16 protein-coding genes are annotated in these 17,452 nt (G+C 62.2%); 5 read left to right on the top strand and 11 right to left on the bottom strand.

Translation table 11 applies throughout. The features are described 5' to 3' along the window. The first annotated feature begins 2 nt into the window (after positions 1 to 2). Positions 3 to 1,193 carry a beta-ketothiolase BktB gene (gene bktB, locus ABLE71_RS23285; RefSeq protein WP_348785869.1) on the top strand — a complete coding sequence of 397 codons (1,191 nt, stop codon included), beginning with the start codon at positions 3 to 5 and terminating at the stop codon, positions 1,191 to 1,193. 48 nt (positions 1,194 to 1,241) lie between these two features. Here bktB and ABLE71_RS23280 read toward each other — a convergent pair whose 3' ends face one another. The 7 genes from ABLE71_RS23280 to ABLE71_RS23250 form a co-directional block, all read right to left on the bottom strand. Continuing rightward, positions 1,242 to 2,540, bottom strand: a complete 1,299-nt coding sequence (locus ABLE71_RS23280; protein ID WP_348785868.1) for a mandelate racemase/muconate lactonizing enzyme family protein — start codon at positions 2,538 to 2,540, stop codon at positions 1,242 to 1,244. A 123-nt stretch (positions 2,541 to 2,663) separates the two neighbouring features. Then, positions 2,664 to 3,404, bottom strand: coding sequence for a ribonuclease activity regulator RraA (locus ABLE71_RS23275; protein ID WP_348786009.1), 741 nt, complete (start codon positions 3,402 to 3,404; stop codon positions 2,664 to 2,666). 15 nt (positions 3,405 to 3,419) lie between these two features. After that, positions 3,420 to 4,589 carry a mandelate racemase/muconate lactonizing enzyme family protein gene (locus ABLE71_RS23270; RefSeq protein WP_348785867.1) on the bottom strand — a complete coding sequence of 390 codons (1,170 nt, stop codon included), beginning with the start codon at positions 4,587 to 4,589 and terminating at the stop codon, positions 3,420 to 3,422. Positions 4,590 to 4,591: 2 nt separating this feature from the next. Then, a complete protein-coding gene (locus tag ABLE71_RS23265) occupies positions 4,592 to 5,686 on the bottom strand; it encodes an ABC transporter ATP-binding protein (RefSeq protein ID WP_348785866.1) in 1,095 nt (364 codons plus the stop codon). An 11-nt stretch (positions 5,687 to 5,697) separates the two neighbouring features. Further along, positions 5,698 to 6,576: a carbohydrate ABC transporter permease gene (locus ABLE71_RS23260; RefSeq protein WP_348785865.1), complete on the bottom strand. Its 879-nt coding sequence runs from the start codon at positions 6,574 to 6,576 to the stop codon at positions 5,698 to 5,700. Further along, on the bottom strand, positions 6,573 to 7,532 hold the full coding sequence (locus ABLE71_RS23255) for a sugar ABC transporter permease (protein WP_348785864.1): 960 nt from the start codon (positions 7,530 to 7,532) through the stop codon (positions 6,573 to 6,575). The genes ABLE71_RS23260 and ABLE71_RS23255 overlap by 4 nt, the downstream gene beginning before the upstream one ends. Positions 7,533 to 7,610: 78 nt before the next feature. Continuing rightward, positions 7,611 to 9,092 (bottom strand): sugar ABC transporter substrate-binding protein, encoded by a 1,482-nt coding sequence (locus ABLE71_RS23250; RefSeq protein WP_348785863.1) that lies wholly within the window; start codon positions 9,090 to 9,092, stop codon positions 7,611 to 7,613. A 220-nt stretch (positions 9,093 to 9,312) separates the two neighbouring features. On the opposite strand from ABLE71_RS23250, the gene ABLE71_RS23245 reads away from it, so the two are divergent. The 3 genes from ABLE71_RS23245 to ABLE71_RS23235 all read left to right on the top strand — a co-directional run bounded on the left by ABLE71_RS23245 (position 9,313) and on the right by ABLE71_RS23235 (position 12,518). Further along, positions 9,313 to 10,014 carry a GntR family transcriptional regulator gene (locus ABLE71_RS23245; protein WP_348785862.1) on the top strand — a complete coding sequence of 234 codons (702 nt, stop codon included), beginning with the start codon at positions 9,313 to 9,315 and terminating at the stop codon, positions 10,012 to 10,014. 61 nt (positions 10,015 to 10,075) lie between these two features. Then, positions 10,076 to 11,236, top strand: coding sequence for a mandelate racemase/muconate lactonizing enzyme family protein (locus ABLE71_RS23240; protein ID WP_348785861.1), 1,161 nt, complete (start codon positions 10,076 to 10,078; stop codon positions 11,234 to 11,236). 76 nt (positions 11,237 to 11,312) lie between these two features. Further along, positions 11,313 to 12,518, top strand: a complete 1,206-nt coding sequence (locus ABLE71_RS23235) for a mandelate racemase/muconate lactonizing enzyme family protein (protein ID WP_348785860.1) — start codon at positions 11,313 to 11,315, stop codon at positions 12,516 to 12,518. Positions 12,519 to 12,683: 165 nt separating this feature from the next. Here the strand turns inward: ABLE71_RS23235 and pcaF are convergent, their stop codons facing one another. The 3 genes from pcaF to ABLE71_RS23220 are packed head-to-tail and all read right to left on the bottom strand — an operon-like array spanning position 12,684 to position 15,539. Continuing rightward, entirely contained in the window at positions 12,684 to 13,886 is a 1,203-nt protein-coding gene (pcaF, locus tag ABLE71_RS23230; RefSeq protein WP_348785859.1) for a 3-oxoadipyl-CoA thiolase, read from the bottom strand. Then, the gene (locus tag ABLE71_RS23225; protein WP_348785858.1) at positions 13,879 to 14,685 is read right to left on the bottom strand and encodes a CoA-transferase subunit beta; all 807 of its coding nucleotides are present in this window, start codon (positions 14,683 to 14,685) and stop codon (positions 13,879 to 13,881) included. The genes pcaF and ABLE71_RS23225 overlap by 8 nt, the downstream gene beginning before the upstream one ends. After that, a complete protein-coding gene (locus ABLE71_RS23220; RefSeq protein WP_348785857.1) occupies positions 14,682 to 15,539 on the bottom strand; it encodes a CoA-transferase in 858 nt (285 codons plus the stop codon). Before ABLE71_RS23220 ends, ABLE71_RS23225 begins: the two co-directional genes overlap by 4 nt. Before the next feature lie 114 nt (positions 15,540 to 15,653). On the opposite strand from ABLE71_RS23220, the gene ABLE71_RS23215 reads away from it, so the two are divergent. Beyond that, positions 15,654 to 16,424, top strand: a complete 771-nt coding sequence (locus ABLE71_RS23215; RefSeq protein ID WP_348785856.1) for an IclR family transcriptional regulator C-terminal domain-containing protein — start codon at positions 15,654 to 15,656, stop codon at positions 16,422 to 16,424. A 71-nt stretch (positions 16,425 to 16,495) separates the two neighbouring features. Here the strand turns inward: ABLE71_RS23215 and ABLE71_RS23210 are convergent, their stop codons facing one another. Beyond that, positions 16,496 to 17,245, bottom strand: a complete 750-nt coding sequence (locus ABLE71_RS23210; protein WP_348785855.1) for a hypothetical protein — start codon at positions 17,243 to 17,245, stop codon at positions 16,496 to 16,498. Positions 17,246 to 17,452 lie beyond the last annotated feature (207 nt).

Genomic DNA, 17,452 nt, shown 5'->3' with positions numbered 1-17,452 from the left:
GCATGCCGAACCTCGAACAAGTCGTCATCGCCTCTGGTGTTCGAACGGCTATCGGAGCGTTTGGCGGGTCGCTGGCGGAAATTGCCCCAACCGACCTTGCAAGCAACGTGACGGCGGAAGCGCTGAAGCGAGCCAAAGTCGAGCCGAGCGAGGTCGGACATGTCGTGTTCGGAAATGTCATCCATACCGAGCCTAGAGACGCGTACATGGCGCGTGTTGCCGCCCTTGGAGCTGGCTTGCCTGTGTCTGTGCCGGCCCTGACTGTCAACCGTCTCTGCGGCAGCGGCCTCCAGGCGGTGGTTTCAGGGCTCCAGACAGTGATGCTTGGCGATGCGGACATTGTCGTAGCCGGAGGTGCCGAGAGCATGAGCCGCGCACCATATTCGATGCGCGACGCACGATGGGGCAAACGAATGGGGGACGCGAACATGACCGACATGCTCATCGCAACCCTCCATGATCCTTTCGGCAACGGGCATATGGGAATTACCGCGGAGAATATCGCTGCTGACCGGAGCATCAGCAGAGAGACGCAGGACATGATCGCTCTGCGCAGCCACCATCGTGCAAGGCAGGCGATTTCCGAAGGCCGCTTCAGCGAACAGATCCTGCCTGTGGAGATCAAGCGTGGCCGTGAACTCGTGGCCTTCGACACCGACGAGCACGTCCGTGACACGATCGACATTGAGGGGCTCGCCAAGCTGCGCCCGGCCTTTCGCGCGGACGGAACCGTAACCGCTGGCAACGCGTCGGGCGTTAATGACGGCGCGGCCGCGCTGGTGCTCATGCATGCGGATCGTGCTGCTCGAGACGGCATACGTCCCCTCGCGCGTTTCGTCTCCTACGGATTTTCCGGCGTCGATCCCAGCCGGATGGGACTCGGGCCGATTCCGGCTGTCCGGAGCGCACTTTCCAGGGCCGGCCTCTGCGTCTCGGACATGGATGTGATCGAGAGCAACGAGGCCTTTGCCGCCCAGGCCTGCGCCGTCGCGCAGGAGCTGGAGTTTCCAGAGGAGAAGACCAACCCCAACGGAGGCGCCATCGCGCTTGGTCATCCGGTTGGCGCCACCGGCGCCATCATTCTTGTTAAGCTGGTCTACGAACTTCAGCGGATCGGTGGACGCTACGGGCTGGCGACGCTCTGCATCGGGGGCGGACAAGGCATCGCAGTTGTCGTGGAATGCGGAGCCTGATGACCACCACAAAGGACCAGCTTTCCGGCGGCATGCGAAGATGTTTCTCTACCAAACCACGTGTCCCAGGAAGCCGACGCGCTCGGCGTTCCACTCGTCGGACGGCTCGAAATAACCTGACCAAGGGACCAGGTGCTCGCGGATCACATCCTCGTTCAGGTCGATGCCCAGACCCGGAGTTTCAGGTACCGCGACGTAGCCGTTTGCCAGGTAGTCGGGCGCGATCCCGGTGACGATATCGGTCCACCACGGCACATCCAATGCGTGGTGCTCGACCGCCATCAAGCTGGCGAGCGCCGCGCCGAGGTGGAGGTTGGCCATGAACGCCACCGGCGAGCAGCAGGCGTGCAGTGCCGTCGGGATGCCGTGGCGCTCGGCATGGTCGGCGATCTTCTTGGTCTCTGTCAGCCCACCCGAGGAAAGCATATCGGGATGGATGATGTCGAAGGCGCGGGTCTCGATCGCCTCGCGGAAGCCTTCGAACAAAAACAGGTCCTCGCCCGCCGCTACCGGTGTCAGCAGCGCATCGGCGACCCGCTTGTGGCCGGCGATGTCGGTCCAGGGCATGACGTCCTCGATCCAGGCAAGATTGAACGGCTCGACCGCATGGCCGACCCGGATCGCCTCGTCGACCGTGACGAACCCCTCGCCGAAATGATCGGTGCACAGAGACACCTCGGGGCCGACCTCCTCGCGTACCGCGCGGCAGATATCGCGGACCAGTTCCAACCCCCGCTCGCTGATCCGTGCGCCGGCGCCGCGCCCTGGAGTGTGGAATTGGCGGTACTGCGGGTACTCGTGCCGAGTGTCCGAGCCGACCATTGCCCCCGGGACCGCCTCGAACATCCGCGCCGAGAGGTCGAACTTGATGAAGGTAAGCCCCAACTCGCGTCGTGAACGGACGACTTCGGCGAATGCCTCGGGGGTTGGATCGACTGGCGAAGGCGTATCGCCATAGATCCGCACCTTGTCACGGAATTTCCCGCCAAGCAGCTGGTAGCACGGCACCCCGTAGACCTTGCCGACCAGGTCCATGAGCGCGATCTCGATGGCGCAGACCCCACCCGCTTCCCGGCTCTCACCGCCATAGCGCTTGATCCGGCGGAACAGGTACTCGACGTTGCAAGGGTTCTGTCCGACCAGCAGCGGCTTGAGCCGCATCGCGGTATCGGGATGGGCGCCGTCGCGCACCTCGCCCAGACCGTAGACGCCCTGGTTGGTGTCGATCCTCAGGATCGGATGAATGCCCTGAGCCCGGATCGTGGCGACGCGGATATCGGTGATCCTGAGCTGCGACGGCTCTGACGCGCGGCGTACCGCATTCTCAATGGTGCCGGTGACGGACATATTCTCCCCATGTCTTCTGGTGCGAGTGAAGGCGCCCTGCCCGCCCGCGCCGTGGTCGGTACGGACTTGCCAATATGCCGCAAAGGTGGTCACGTCGGCGTGCTGAACGGGGCACTCTTGGCGTCACTCTTTCGACCCACGCTCGGCCAGCCACGCTTCGTATTCCGGCCAGGCATCCTTGTGCAGCGGGTAGTAGCGCTTGAGCGATTCACCGGCGAGGAGCTTCTCGCGCGAGAATTCCTCCCAGCCGTGATCCTTGTGAGCTTTCGCGATCATCGCCTCAGCCAAGGCGACGGGGACGCATACCGCGCCATCGTCGTCGGCGACAATGATGTCGCCGGGAATCACCGTCACTCCGCCGCACGCTACCGGCACGTTGACCGCCAGCGGCATCAGCACCGTCTGCGCGTGATAGTTCGGCGTGACTCCCCTCAGCCACATCGGGATGCCAAGCTTCTGCACCTTGGCCCAATCGCGCACGCAACCGTCGATCACCACGCCGGCGCCCTTCAGCCCCTTGAAATAGGTCATCATCATGTCGCCGAAGATGCCGGAGGTCATGTCGCCGCGAGCGTCCACCACGACGATGTCGCCTTCCTCAACCTGGTAGAGCACGTGCCGGTGCAGCTGCTTCTCGACGTCGGCGTATTCGCCTTCCCCGAAGAGGTCCTCGCGCTTGGGCATCATCTGCAGTGTCACGCAGGGCCCGGCGACCCCCTGGCCAGGCGAGCGCGCCACCGGGCCTTCCATGAAGCAGTTGCGGATACCCATGTGCGCCAGCGTCGCGCTCGCGGTAGCGGCGCCGACCTCGCGAACCCTCTCGACCAGATCCCTGGAGGGTCGTTTGATCTTGGCTATGTCCATGTCCATGTCGGCTCCCTACCAGTTCGTCACCGAACCGTCCTTGCGCACGAGATGCGGCGCTTCCCACTGCCTGTAGCTTTGCTTCGCGACGAGCGCTTCGTCGACGTCGACGCCGAGCCCCGGCCTGTCGCTGACGCGATAGTTGGCCCTTTCAAGCGCGAGCAGTCCGGGGAAGAGTTCGGAGTTGTCGAAGCCGTGATAAAGCTCGCCCGGTGACGCGCGTGTCTCCAGCCACGCGAAGTTCGGCACTGCGGCCGCGAAATGCACAGTAGCGGCGGTGCAGATGGGGCCAAGCGGGTTGTGGGGCATCATGTCGATGTAGTGGGCCTCGGTCCAGCCCGCGACTTTCAACGCCTCGGTCAGGCCGCCGACATTGCAGATGTCGATGCGGTTGAACTGCGCTATGTCCCTCTCGATGTACGGCAGGAACTGCCATTTCGAAGAGAACTCCTCGCCGATCGCGAAGGGAACGTCGGTCAACTTCCGCAATGCTTCGTAGGCGCCCGGCGTCTCGTCTCGAATGGGCTCCTCCAGAAAGTCCAGCGTACCGCGCGGCATTTTCTGGCAATAGCTGGCGGCTTCCGCGACGCTCAGCCGATGGTGGAAGTCGATGCCAAGGGCGACCTCCTCCCCTAGTGCCTCGCGGCACTTGCACGTCCATTTGGCGGTCTCGGCGATGCTTTCGCGTGGCTCATAGACCCTGTCCGATTTCTGGCCCGCCGGAATGAGGCGGATTGCCTGCCAGCCCTGAGCCTTGAGCTCAAGCACCTGCTCGATGACTTCCGTGCTCGAGGCTTCCGAACGCGTGGTCGCAAACGTCGGAATGAGATCGCGCTGCTTGCCGCCGAGAAGTTCGTAGACCGGCACTCCGAGCGCCTTGCCCTTGATGTCGTGGAGGGCGATGTCGATCGCCGAGATGGCGGCCTGTAAGACGCGGCCGCCTTCGAAATACTGGCTGCGATACATCTCCTGCCAGATGCGACCGATCTGCATCGCGTCCTGGCCGATGAGAAATTCGCGGTAATGCTCGATCGCGCCGACCACCGCCCTCTCGCGCGACGACAGGCCGCTTTCGCCCCAGCCATACACCTCCTGGTCGGTTTCGACTTTGACGATCAGCTGGTTGCGGGTGCCGACCCAAACCGGATAGGGCTTGACGGCGGTGATCTTGAGTTTCGGGACCATGATCAGTCTTGCAGGGCCAGTTCGGTCTCGCCGTCGAACAGGTGCATGCGATTCTGATCGAACTCGAGCCACACCTGCTCATCAGGCTCGACATCGAACGTCGGCGGCATGCTGATGTTGACGACTGCCCCCGACAGAAACACCTGCACGAAGGTCACGTCGCCGGTCGGCTCGACCGTGTAGACCTTCGCCGGCACGCTTGCATCGACCTGAGACTTGTGCAGCCGGATCGTTGAGTGACGCGCGCCGAGCACGACCTTCCTCGATGTCGCGTTCGCGACCTTTCGCGCATTCTGGTCCGAAAGCGTAATGCTCCATCCCTCTGCACTGTTGAGGACCGTCTGGCCCTCGGCGGCAGTCGCCTCAAGCGGGATGAGACTCATCGCGGGGCTGCCGATGAAGCTGGCGACGAACAAGTTCTTGGGATTGGCGAATACCTGCGCGGGCGTATCATACTGCTGCAGGTAGCCGCCGTTCATCACGGCCATCTTGTCAGCCATCGTGACAGCCTCAAGCTGGTCATGGGTCACGTAGATGATGGTCGCGTCGAAATCCCGGTGGAACCTTTTGATTTCCGATCGCATCTGCACGCGCAGCTTGGCATCGAGATTGGACAACGGTTCGTCCATCAGAAAGACGGCCGGATTGCGGACGAGCGCTCGGCCGAGCGCGACGCGCTGCTGCTGGCCGCCAGACAATTCCCGAGGTTTGCGTTCAAGAAGGTGGGCGATGTCGAGCATGCGCGCCGCGTCGCGCACTTTCTGGTCGATTTCGGACGACGACATCCGGCGCATCTGCAGCGGGAAGGCGAGGTTCTTGTAGACCGTCTTGTTGGGGTAGAGCGCGTAGTTCTGGAACACCATCGCGATGTCCCGGTCCTTCGGATCCAGATCGTTGACCACGCGGTCGCCGATGATGATATCGCCGCTGGTAATCGGAATGAGCCCGGCGACCAGATTGAGGGTCGTCGTCTTGCCGCATCCCGACGGTCCGACGAGGGCGACGAACTCTCCGTCGCCGACCGTCAGCGATACGTCCCTCACCGCATAGACCGAGCCATACGTCTTCACGAGATCCGTGAGTACCACCTGCGCCATGAAATCCGATCCTAGTGTTTGACGGCACCTTCGGTGAGGGCGCGCACGAAGTACCGCTGAAGCACCAGGAACAACACGACGACCGGCACGCTCATCATGAAGCTCGCGGCCATCAGTCCCGGGAAGTCGGTTGTGTTTTCCGAGAAGAACCTCTGGACGCCGACAGGCAAGGTCAGCTGATCGTTCTTTGAGAGAAACGTGTAGGCGTAGATGTATTCATTCCATGCCCCAATGAACGAGTAGATCGCCGTGGCAATGATCCCCGGCACCGAGAGCGGCATCACGATCAGGATGAAGGCCTGCAGCCGCGTCGCGCCATCGATGCGCGCCGCCTGCTCGAGTTGCACCGGGATGTTGTCGTAGAATCCCTTAAGCAGCCAGATTGCGAGCGGAAGGCCGAAGGTCAGGTAGGTGAGCACCAGCGATCCGTGCGTGTTCACCAGGCCCAGAAAGCGCATCAGGATGAAGAGCGGCACCAGGAAGATCACCGCGGGGAACATGTTGCGCAGCAGCACCGAGAAATACAGGAACTGCCGTCCCGGAAAACTGAAGCGCGAGAAGGCATAGGCAGCCGGCACCGCGACCAATACCGCCAGGATCGTGGTCAGGATCGAAACCAAAAGGCTGTTCCAGAAAAATTGCAGAAAGTCCTTGCCGACGCTGTTTTGGGGATCGAGGAGGTTCCTGTAGCTCGCCAGCGTTGGTTCGTCTGGCCACCACTCCGGCGGAAACGCCATGGCCGCAAAACCGGACTTGATCGATGTGAGCACCATCCAGACCATCGGTAGAGCGGTATAGATGAGCATCAGCACCAGGAAGAAGCGGCCTACCCAGCGCCAGCCATCCAGCCGTATGCGACGCGGCTTCGAGACGCTCGTCTGCGAACTCATGCCGCGGGCCTCCCTCGTTCGCCGCGGCTGAGCGCACGCACGTAGAAATAGCCCAGCGTCATCAGGATGATGAACAGGAGGACGGAATAGGCCGAGGCCACGCCCCAGAGCTGGCGCCCGAAGGCAAGTTCGTAGATATGCGTGATCCAGATGTGGGAGGCATTGGCGGGGCCGCCGCCCGTCATGATCCATGGAATGACGAATGAGTTGAAGTTCGCGACCGCGAGCAGCAAGATCGTCACCGTGGACACCCCGCTTAGATGCGGAAAGGTGACGTGCCAGAAGCGCTGCCAGGCCGAGGCGCCATCGACCTGCGCGGCGCGCAGGAGCTGTTCGGGAACGGTTTGCAGCCCGGCCATCATCATGATCATGACAAACGGAAACTCGCGCCAGATGTTGACCACGATCAGCGCGGGCAGGACCGTGTTGACGCTATCGATGAAGTTCGGTGGGCGGTCGACGAGCCCCAACTGCACCAGCACCACGCCGATGATGCCGAAGTCCGAGTGATAGATCCATTTCCAGATATAGGAGGCGGCGACCGCGCTGATCACCCACGGGATAATGAAGATGGCGCGCAGGATGGCGCGCCCGAAGAAGTCGCGATGCAGCGCGAGCGCCAGCGCGAAACCCAGTACGAAGGCGATGACCGTCGAACCCAGCGTCCAGATCACCGTGTTGATAGAAACGCGCCAGACCACGCTGCTGCTGAGAATGGCTGTGTAATTGTCTAGACCGACGAAGCTCTTGTCCTTCAGCTGCAGCCCTGGCGGCGTCTTGTAGAATGACAAGTCGATCGTGTAGTAGATCGGGTAGGCGATGACGATGAGCATCACCACGATGGCGGGCAGCACGTAGAGATAGTCAGCCCGATTGATCCAGATCTCCCGGAGCAAGTCGGTGCGCATCGCGCGCGTTTGGCGGCCCGAGTCTGCCGCGCCCGTCACCATGGTCATCCTGCGCAAGCCTTGCTTTGGTAGGTGATGTCGGCCGGCAGCGCGGAGAGCTGCCGGCCGAGTTCGCGACGGTGGGGCCTAGAGCCCGCCGTCGCCCATTACTTTCTTGACCTTTTCGGCCGCGTCGTCGGCCGCCTGGTCGACGGTCATGGCGCCGGTCAAGGCGTTCTGCAGCATGTCCGGGACGATGATGTTCATGATCTCGGGCGCTTGCGGCAAGGCCGGGAACGGGATTCCGTATGGCAGCATCGAGGTCGTGACATCGAGGAACTTGATGTTGTCCAGACGTTCCTTCATCCACTTGGTCTTGAAGCCGTTGAGGTTGCCCGGGTTCGAGCCGGCATAGGCCATCTTCAGGGACCATTCAGGGCTCGTCCAGAAGCAGATGATGGCCTTTGCAGCCGGCTCGTCCACCTTGCCACCCTCGACATACTCTGGCTTGAGAATGTGGATGTTGGAGCCACCGAACACCACCGCACGCTTGCCGTCCGGGCCGGTCGGGATCAGGCCGTACCGCATGTTGTCGATGACTGTTTGCGCCTTGTCCTTATCGGCGCCCGTTGCTTTCTTCTGCAGGTCGAGCATGACGTTGTAGTCGGACGGGTGCGAGATCATCATGCCGAGCTGTCCGGCGACGAACAGGGGCTGGTTGTCCGCCTGCTGGTTGGTGAGGGCCGAAACGGGCACTGACTTATCGCGGACATACATGTCGTACGACGCTTGCAGGGCCCGCTTGCTGGCTTCGCTGTTCAGCCTGATCTCGCCATAGTTCGGGTTCGGATCGGCTTCGTCGAACACGCCGCCGCCGTAACCCCAGAGCTGCGGCATGAAGCGGTAGGGCGTGTTGCCGGCATTCTTGCGGGCGACGAGGCCATAGCCGGCGATCCCGAGCTTTTCGTTGATCTGCTTGGAATACGCGACGACATCGTCCCAGGTTGCCGGCGGACTGTCCGGATTGAGCCCGGCCCGCTTGAAGATATCGGCGTTCCAGATGAGCGCCATCGTCTCGTTGTTGGTCGGGATGCCGTAAGTCACCCCATCCCAGGTCACTGCCTTCATGGCGCCAGGCCAGAAATCCTCGGTCGACCAGCCGACATCCTCCGGCTTGAGCGGCTCGAGATAGCCCTTCGACGCGAACTCGGTTCCGCCCAGGATTTGCAGCCGGACCGCCATCGGCGCGGCATTGCCAAGGAGCGCGGTGCGGAACTTGTCGAGCAGGTCGTTGTAGGTGAGAGCCTGTTCCTCAAGCTGGATGTTTGGATAGGTTTGTCGGAAGGACTCGAAGAAATCCTTGTAGTACTGGCGCAAAAGGTCGGGGTCGCCCTCGAACACGCCCTGATACCAGAACGTCAGGTGCCCCTTGTAGTCGAGCGGGGTGACCTTGCCGCACGCCTCCGCCGTGTCAAATTCCTCGGTGCCCGCGATGGAGCGGACGTATTCCGGCGACCATTTACTCAGGTCGACTGGAGCGCCGAAAGCCGAAGTCGACAGCAAAGAGGCTATGAGGGCAGGTGCAACGGCGCCGCGCGCGACGGCACAGCCGGATTTCAACCGTGTCATAAGGAATCCTCCACATTTTTCCCTTCCGTCACACTGACTGCAGGCGGCGATTTTTAATCTTGACCGCAGGGGAATGGCTGCTTGTTTGTGTATCCCTCGGACGGTCAGGTACCGTTCCAGAATAAGGATTGCGTGTCAACCGCATCAGATCATACATTGTTTGACGAAAATCGTGGACAATGCCAGAAAGCATGAATGACCATTGGGGGACAGCGGCGCGATGACGGACTTTAAGGCTAGGCCGCCGGTGGGGATCGACGCAATTGGCGCCTCCACGGAAGGGGCGTCCATCTATGAGCTGATCCGCGACGACATCATCGAAGGCCGCCTTAAGGCGAACGAACGATTGGTCGTCTCTGACCTCGCCCAGCGGCATGGCACATCCACCAATCCGGTCCGAGAGGCCCTGCAATTGCTCAGAGGCGAGGGCTTCGTCATCTTCGCCCCCAACCGCGGTGCTCGCGTCCGGCCGATCGATCAGGATTTCGTACGCGACATCTACGAAATCGGCGTTCTCATCGAGCCCGCGCTTACCCGCTGGTTCGTCAGCATGGCAACGCACGACGACATCATCGAACTGGAGCGCATTCAACGCCTCATCGAGGAAAACAACTTCGCCGATCAGCTTCGGCATAGCGAGCTCGACACGGCGTTTCACACCGTCATGTACCAGCGCCACTACAACCGGCACGCGGCCGAACTCTGGTGGAAGCATCGTGAGGTGCTGCGCGCCGTGAGCCGCCGGTTCAACTTCACTCTGTCGCGGCGCGCCCAGGTGCTGCGCGATCACCGCGAACTGATCGAGCTCATAAAGGCCGGCGAGGCCGAAAAGGCTGCCGAGCTCGTCGGCCGCCATGTCGAAGGCTCGGGCCGGCACATCCTCGAGCAGATGCGGGCGTCCAACGCTGCGCGGGCCGGCTAGGTCCGGCCGGCTCGGCTCCCTTGCGGCGCGTGCCTCCCAATTTTGGAGAAGCAGAAGTAAAATGAAGATAACGAATGTCCGGCCCTGGCTGATAAAGTCGAGCGCCTCTTACTGGGGCGAGTTCCTGTTCGTCGAGGTAAACACTGACGAGGGGATCACCGGTTGGGGCGAGATCACCACCACGACAAGGATCGCAAATCGCGCCCTGACCACGATGCTGCGGCAGATCGGCACCATGCTGATCGGCGAAGATCCGGCGCGCATCGAACATCTGTGGCATAAGCTGTTCCGCAGCTTTACCTATATGGGTAGCCGCGGCGCCGCGGTGGAATGCGTGAGCGCAATCGACATCGCCCTGTGGGACATCCGCGGCAAAGCGCTCGGTCAGCCGATCTACGAGCTTCTGGGTGGGCCTGTGCGGGATGAAATCGCGCTCTACACCCATCCCGACCAGCGCAAGTTTACCAGCAGAGCCGGCGCGATCGCCGAGATCAAGGACATCGTGAAGTCCGGGCACACCGCGCTCAAATTCGACCCCTTCCCGCAACAGGGTCCACATGTGGATGGCGAGGCCCGTGAGCAGCGCGACGGCTATCTTGACGGGTCAATGACTCGCAAGGACGAGCGCGAGGCCGCCGAACTCACCGCGCTGATCCGCGAGACGGCTGGCCCGGAAATCGAAATCCTCATCGATGCGCACGGCCGCTTCGACGTCCCGACCGCGATCCGGCTCTGCCGCACGCTCGAGGACGCAGGTCAAATCGACTGGTTCGAGGAGCCGGTGCCGCCGGAGAGCTTCAACGCGCTGAAGCAGGTTCGCGAGAAGGTCAACGCCCCGATCTCCTGGGGCGAGCGCGGCCACACGAAGTGGGACTTCGTGCCGATTCTCGAGAACAAGCTGGCCGACTACATCATGCCCGACGTCACCTGGACCGGCGGCATCACCGAGCTCAAGAAGATCTCGGCCCTGTGCGAGGCCTACTATATTCCCGTGTCTCCTCACGACGCCGCCGGTCCAATCAACGTCGTCGCCGGGGCGCAGGTGATGATGACGGTCCCGAACTTCTACAAGCTCGAGACTTCGGAGTGGAACCTTCGCAAATACGATCAGCTCATCGACAAGCCGCTCGACAATTCGAACGGCAGCCTCAAGCTCAACAAGACGCCCGGGCTCGGAATCGAAATGAACCGGGACTATTTGGAGGCAAACCAGGTCGAGTAGCCCGCCAGCCCCACCATACGCCGCACTGGGCAACTCGCCGGCGCGGCTCGCCCCAAAACGCCGAAAGTCCGGTACCATGAAGATCGTCGACCTCCGTTGCGCCGTCATCGGCCGCCATCCTATCGTCCGCATCGTGACGGACGAGAACATCCACGGCCTGGGCGAGGTGGAGTTCACCAAGCCATACCTCAAGCCCTTTGTTCTGCATTTCCGCGATGCGCTGATCGGCGAGGACCCAACCGACGTCGAACGTGTGATGCTCAAGATCCGGCAACGCGGCTCGTTCAAGCCATACGGCGCCGCCGTCAGCGCCATAGAACACGCCTTGTGGGACATAGCCGGCAAGGCTGCTGGGGTTCCGGTCTACAAGCTGCTCGGCGGCAAGGTGCGCGACCAGGTGCGAGTCTATAACGGCTCGATCCGCAGAAAGCGGACCGGCGACCAGCCGGAAGACTACGCCGCCGATGTCAAATGGATGATGGAGCGGCCCGAGAAATTCTTCATGGTGAAGCAGGGCATCAGCTTCCACTCCAACATGAAGACGAACGTTCCCGACTTTCATTACGGAGTGCGCCAGCCGCCGACCTATCACGGAGCGATGGATCAGGGGCAGATCAGCGAACGCGGCATGGCGCACATGATCGAATGCGTCATTGCCATGAAGGAGGTGCTCGGCGACAAGGTTTCGCTGGCCCTCGACTGCGGGCCGGGCTGGTTCCTGCCTGATGCAATACGGTTCGCGCGGGCGGTGGAAAAGTACAATCTCATGTGGCTCGAGGACATGCTGACCGGCGACTATGTGCCGTGGGTCAACCCACAAGCCTATCGCGAGCTGACGGTCTCCACCTCGACGCCGATCCATACCGGCGAGCAAATTTACCTGCGCCACAATTTCAAGGAGTTGATCGAGACGCAGGCGGTGCGTGTCATAGGCCCGGACCCGGCCGATATCGGCGGCATCGCCGAACTCAAATGGGTGGCCGAGCATGCCTACATGCATTCGATCATGATTGCGCCGCACGGCACGGCAAACGGACTGCTTGGGCTCGGCGCGCTGATCAACGTCTGCGCCACCCTGCCGGCCAACTACATTGCCTTCGAATATCCCAGCGCTTCCGACGCGTGGTGGGAGGACATCGTCGTCGGCCTGCCCAGGGGGCAGATCGTCCGGGACTCGATGATCGAACTGCTGCCTGGCCCGGGGCTCGGCCTCGACATCGATCCCGAGGGCGCGCGCAAGTATCTTTCGGAAGGAGACGAGGGATTTTTCGATCGCGTGTAGGAGCCGTATTCAAGCAATGGCGTGCAGCATCCTGCCGGAGATTGATCAAGAGCCGGTGCACGAGATGACCATCTGCACGGAGCGTACAATTTCAGACGCGGAGTTGACGTTTGCCGCGGTCCCTCCGAGAACCAGCGACTTGGGAAGTCTGCTCGAGACGTTCGCCTACAACCGCTCCAGCGCCACTGCGATTCCCTGGCCGACGCCGATGCACATGGTGGCAAGTGCGAGCCTTGCGCCACGCTCCCTGAGTTCCAGCGCCGCCGTGCCGGTGATGCGCGCGCCTGACATGCCGAGCGGATGGCCGAGCGCGATGGCGCCGCCATTGGGATTCACATGCGCGACGTCCTCGGCGATACCGAGTTGCCTAAGCACTGCGATGCCTTGCGAGGCAAAAGCCTCGTTGAGCTCGACCACGTCGAAGTCTGTCGGCTTGAGGCCGAGCCTGGCGCAGAGTTTCTGCGTCGCGGGCACCGGGCCGATACCCATGATGCGAGGGCTCACGCCGGCCGCGGCCCCGCCCAGGATGCGGGCGATCGGGGTCAGGCCGTATTTCCTAGCGGCAGCCTCCGAGGCCACGATCAGCGCGGCCGCGCCGTCATTGACGCCGGACGCATTGCCGGCCGTCACCGTGCCGCCCTGCCGGAACGGCGTCGGCAATTTGGCCAGCGCTTCGATGCTGGTGACGCGCGGATGCTCGTCCTTGGCGACGACAATGGGATCTCCCTTGCGCTGCGGGATCGTCACCGGGACGATCTCCTTGGCCAGTCGGCCATTCTCCTGCGCGGCGGCGGCCTTGGCCTGGCTGCGCACGGCGAAAGCATCCTGGTCGGCGCGCGAGACCTTGAAGTCTTCGGCCACGTTCTCGCCGGTTTCGGGCATCGAATCCACACCGTATTGCTTCTTCATCAGTGGATTGACGAAACGCCAGCCGATCGTGGTGTCGTAGATCTCGGCGTTGCGGGAGAAGGCGCTGTCCGCCTTGGGCAACACGAATGGCGCGCGGCTCATGCTCTCGACGCCGCCGGCTATCATCAGCTCCGCCTCGCCGGCTTTGACGGCGCGCGCGGCGATCGTGACGGCGTCCATGCCGGAGCCGCACAGGCGATTGACCGTCGAGCCGGACACTTCCTTCGGCAGGCCTGCCAGCAGCAGCGCCATGCGCGCAACGTTACGGTTGTCCTCACCGGCCTGGTTGGCGCAGCCATAGACAACATCGTCCACCGCCGCCCAATCGACGCCGGCGTTGCGTTCCATCAGCGCCTTCAGCGGGATCGCGCCGAGATCGTCGGTCCTGATCGACGAGAGCGATCCGCCAAAACGCCCGATCGGCGTACGGATGTAGTCGCAGAGGAATGCTTCAGGCATGGGTCCCCCTTTTGGTGTTTCCAGTCGTGCTACCCATATGCGCAGCCTTCGTTCGTGCGTAGAGGTCGCGCAACGTTGTCAGTTCCAGCTCGGTGGGCGCGGGCGTCTCCCCGACATGATCCGCGAACTTCACCGGCCAGCCGCAGGTCTCCTTCACTTCTTCGCGTGCGACGCCGGAATGCAACGAAACTACGGTGAACTCCTTGGTCGCCGGGTCGGGCTTCCAGATGGCGAGGTCGGTGATGAGCAAGGTCGGGCCCGATGTCGCGATGCCCAGACGCTTCCTATGGTCGCCGCCATCGCCATGGCCGAAGGAGGTGAAGAAGTCGACCTTTTCGACCATACCGCGCTTCGACTGCGCCATAGTGATGTAAATCTCCTTCGCGCTGGTTGCGATTTCCGGCGCACCGCCGCCTCCGGGCAAGCGGGTCTTCGGATGCGCGTAGTCGCCGATGACGGTGGTGTTGATGTTGCCGAACTTGTCGAGTTGGGCCGCGCCCAGGAAGCCAATAGTGATGCGGCCGCCCTGCAGCCAGTAGCGGAACATCTCGGGCACCGCGACGGTGGTGACAGCAGTGTCGCAAAGCTCGCCGTCGCCGATCGACAGAGGCAGCACGTCCGGCTTCGCACCGATGGTGCCCGACTCGTAGATCAACGTGATGTCGGGCGCATGCGTCAGCCGCGCGACGTTGCAGGCAGCGGAGGGCGCGCCGATGCCGACAAAGCAAACATCGTCATTGACGAGCACCCGGCTCGCCGCGATGGTCATCATCTCGTTGGGAGTGAAGGCCTGGCTCACGCGGCCTTCCTCAGATGCGCTACGCGGTCGGCAAAATCGCCCGGCGACTTCTCGATGACGTTCTCCTGCATCCATTTGCGAAAGCGGTCTCGGTCGGCGGCGATCTCGTCCCATTCGACATAGGCTGCGTTGTCGCGGACGTAGCGGCCGTGGACATAGGACGGGTGCGCGCCGCCTGGAACGACCGAAATCGCCGTCACCGTCCAGGCCGGAAGGATGCATAGATTGGGATGCAGATCGTCGAAATCGTCGACCACCTCCTCGACAGTCACCACCGAGCGCGTGGCGGCCAGCACGGCTTCCTTCTGGACGCCTGTGATGCCTTCGACCAGCACGTTACCTTTCTTGTCGGCCTTCTGCGCGTGGATGAAGGTGACATCCGGCCGGATCGCGGGCACGGCGGCCAGTACCTCGCCGGTAAACGGGCAGGTGACGGACTTGATGGTTGGCGTGACGCGCGCGAGCTCGGCCCCGCGATAGCCCCTGAAGACGGCGAAGGGCAGGCCGGCAGCGCCCGCCTCATAGGCATTGGCCATCGCCGCGTGGCTGTGCTCCTCCAGCTCCAACGGCCGCGGCCAGCCGTTCTCGACGGCGTCGCGCACGCGCCTGAGCAGGCCGACACCGGGATTTCCGGCATAAGAGAAGATCATCTTGCTCACCATGCCCATGCCGACCATCTGGTCGTAGATCAGGTCCGGCGTCATGCGGATCAGCGTCAGCTCGCGAACCCCCTGGCGGATCGCCTCATGCGCCGCAGCCGTCGGGATGAGGTGCGTGAAGCCCTCGAAGGCGGCCGAGTCCCCCCTCTTCAGGTTCTCCGATATCGCACGCGGGAGCGGCATGAACGTCGCCATGGCTCACTATCCAAAAGTTGTTCGTATTGCGAACATCTGTTTCGTATGCGATACCTTGATACTCTTCGACATTGATCTAGTCAACGTGGAGGGGGATAGACAGTGGTAGGTTCGATGACCGCAAGGGTGTATTCGCGCGACCACGTCGGCTCGCTGGAAAAGGGTCTCCAAGTGATGGAGATACTCGCCCGTCATCCCGATGGCCTAACGCTGTCTGACATGGCCCTCGCGACAGGATTGACGCGCTCAGGATCGCGTCGTTTCCTGCTCACGCTAGTAGAGACAGGCTATGCGACACAATCCGGAAGGCTTTTCACGTTGTCGCCACGTCTGCTGACTGTCGCTCGCGCATGGCTGCAGGGTGCGACTCTCTGGAGCCATGCCGAGCCCGTGATGCGCGGCGTTGCGGCTGCGCTGAATGAATCGTGTTCGGCAGCGGTGCTATCCGGCGAAGACGTCGTATATGTCGCGCGTGTTGCTGGGCGACGTATCCTAAGCGTAGCCCTCAACGTGGGCACCCGGCTGCCAGCATGGTGCACTTCCATGGGCCGTGTACTGCTCTCCAACCTGTCGAAGGACGAACTCACCCGCTTCCTCGCCACGGCCACGATAGAAAAGCGGACGGCGAAAAGTATGACCAACCGCAAGCAACTCATCGCCGAGATTGCCAAAGTAGCGCAGCAGGACTTTGCCATCGTCGACGGAGAACTCGAGATCGGGCTGTGCTCAATCGCCGTGCCAATCCGCGACGGCTCCGGCAGGATAATCGCAGCGATCAATGTCTCGACCCAATCAGAGCGTTTCTCCGCGGCGGAGATACGGCAACAAGTCTTGCCCCAACTACGCAAGGCGGCAAAAGCAATTGAGGACTTCGCGTCGTTTTAGTTCAGTCGGCTTAGTTTTGCTCCACCTGGTGCTTCGGTCACCGCTGATCACGTGGTGGGTGCGTCACCTCATCATCCTCGCGAAGGGGCCGTCGCGCTCGCGTCAGGCAAGGCGAGATCGCTCCAAGTGCCGTCCTGATCCAGAGATTTGGCCGCATTCTTGATCAGATTGCCGAGAATGAAAGGCATCATTCCGCCAGCGCGCAGATAGTCGATTTCAACTTGCGTGTCGACACGCAGGACAAGCGGAATCTCCTGGATCGCTCCACTCGCCGGTCTGACCTCCAGGGTGAGGCGATGCCGTGGCTTAACGTCCCCCATGATCCCTTTGAGTGAGAATTGTTCCGAACCATCGAACCCCAAGCTTTCCGCGGTCTCGCCCGCGGGGAACTGGCATGGAAGCACGCCCATCCCGATCAGGTTCGAGCGGTGAATCCGCTCGAACCTCGAGGCAATCACGGCACGCACGTTGAGCAGTCGCGTGCCTTTGGCGGCCCAGTCGCGCGCGCTGCCGGTACCGTATTCCTCGCCGGCCAGGACGATCAGCGGCACCCCCTCGTGATGGTAGCGTACAGAGGCGTCGTAGATCGTCATCTCTTCGCCGGAGGGAAAATGGCGCGTAACGCTGCCTTCGCGCCCGGGCATCATGAGGTTTCGCAGCCTCACGTTCGAGAACGCGCCGCGGACCATCACCTCATGGTTCATCCGCCGGGACCCGAAATTGTTGAAGTCCTTTGCCGCCACGCCTCGCTCAGACAGGTAGGTTCCAGCGACCGTGTCACGGCCGATGCTCCCGATCGGCGAGATATGGTCGGTAGTCACCGAGTTGCCGAGGATCGCGAGAGCGCGAGAACGATGTTGGCTACAGTGTCCGTCGTCTGAACATTTGGCGCTGATGGCTGCTTGATGTCCGTCGTCTGAACATTTGGCGCTGATGGCTGCTTGATTTAGCGGAGTGTTGGCCTCGATTTTGGATTGATGTTAAGCGGCGAGCTTGCGGTGCTGCAAGCGTCGGAGCTGGATTGTCTT

This window comes from Mesorhizobium sp. KR9-304 (assembly GCF_040049215.1).
Lineage (GTDB): Bacteria > Pseudomonadota > Alphaproteobacteria > Rhizobiales > Rhizobiaceae > Mesorhizobium_K.
Note: the sequence above shows the minus strand (reverse complement) of the source record. Positions and strands in the feature narration are given on the sequence as shown.

Bases quoted from the DNA above. Each gene is read 5' to 3' on its own strand.
- bktB (WP_348785869.1), top strand. From the start codon at position 3: ATGCCGAACCTCGAACAAGTCGTCATCGCCTCTGGTGTTCGAACGGCT.
- ABLE71_RS23280 (WP_348785868.1), bottom strand. From the start codon at position 2,540: ATGTCCGTCACCGGCACCATTGAGAATGCGGTACGCCGCGCGTCAGAG.
- ABLE71_RS23275 (WP_348786009.1), bottom strand. From the start codon at position 3,404: ATGGACATAGCCAAGATCAAACGACCCTCCAGGGATCTGGTCGAGAGG.
- ABLE71_RS23270 (WP_348785867.1), bottom strand. From the start codon at position 4,589: ATGGTCCCGAAACTCAAGATCACCGCCGTCAAGCCCTATCCGGTTTGG.
- ABLE71_RS23265 (WP_348785866.1), bottom strand. From the start codon at position 5,686: ATGGCGCAGGTGGTACTCACGGATCTCGTGAAGACGTATGGCTCGGTC.
- ABLE71_RS23260 (WP_348785865.1), bottom strand. From the start codon at position 6,576: ATGAGTTCGCAGACGAGCGTCTCGAAGCCGCGTCGCATACGGCTGGAT.
- ABLE71_RS23255 (WP_348785864.1), bottom strand. From the start codon at position 7,532: ATGACCATGGTGACGGGCGCGGCAGACTCGGGCCGCCAAACGCGCGCG.
- ABLE71_RS23250 (WP_348785863.1), bottom strand. From the start codon at position 9,092: ATGACACGGTTGAAATCCGGCTGTGCCGTCGCGCGCGGCGCCGTTGCA.
- ABLE71_RS23245 (WP_348785862.1), top strand. From the start codon at position 9,313: ATGACGGACTTTAAGGCTAGGCCGCCGGTGGGGATCGACGCAATTGGC.
- ABLE71_RS23240 (WP_348785861.1), top strand. From the start codon at position 10,076: ATGAAGATAACGAATGTCCGGCCCTGGCTGATAAAGTCGAGCGCCTCT.
- ABLE71_RS23235 (WP_348785860.1), top strand. From the start codon at position 11,313: ATGAAGATCGTCGACCTCCGTTGCGCCGTCATCGGCCGCCATCCTATC.
- pcaF (WP_348785859.1), bottom strand. From the start codon at position 13,886: ATGCCTGAAGCATTCCTCTGCGACTACATCCGTACGCCGATCGGGCGT.
- ABLE71_RS23220 (WP_348785857.1), bottom strand. From the start codon at position 15,539: ATGGCGACGTTCATGCCGCTCCCGCGTGCGATATCGGAGAACCTGAAG.
- ABLE71_RS23215 (WP_348785856.1), top strand. From the start codon at position 15,654: ATGACCGCAAGGGTGTATTCGCGCGACCACGTCGGCTCGCTGGAAAAG.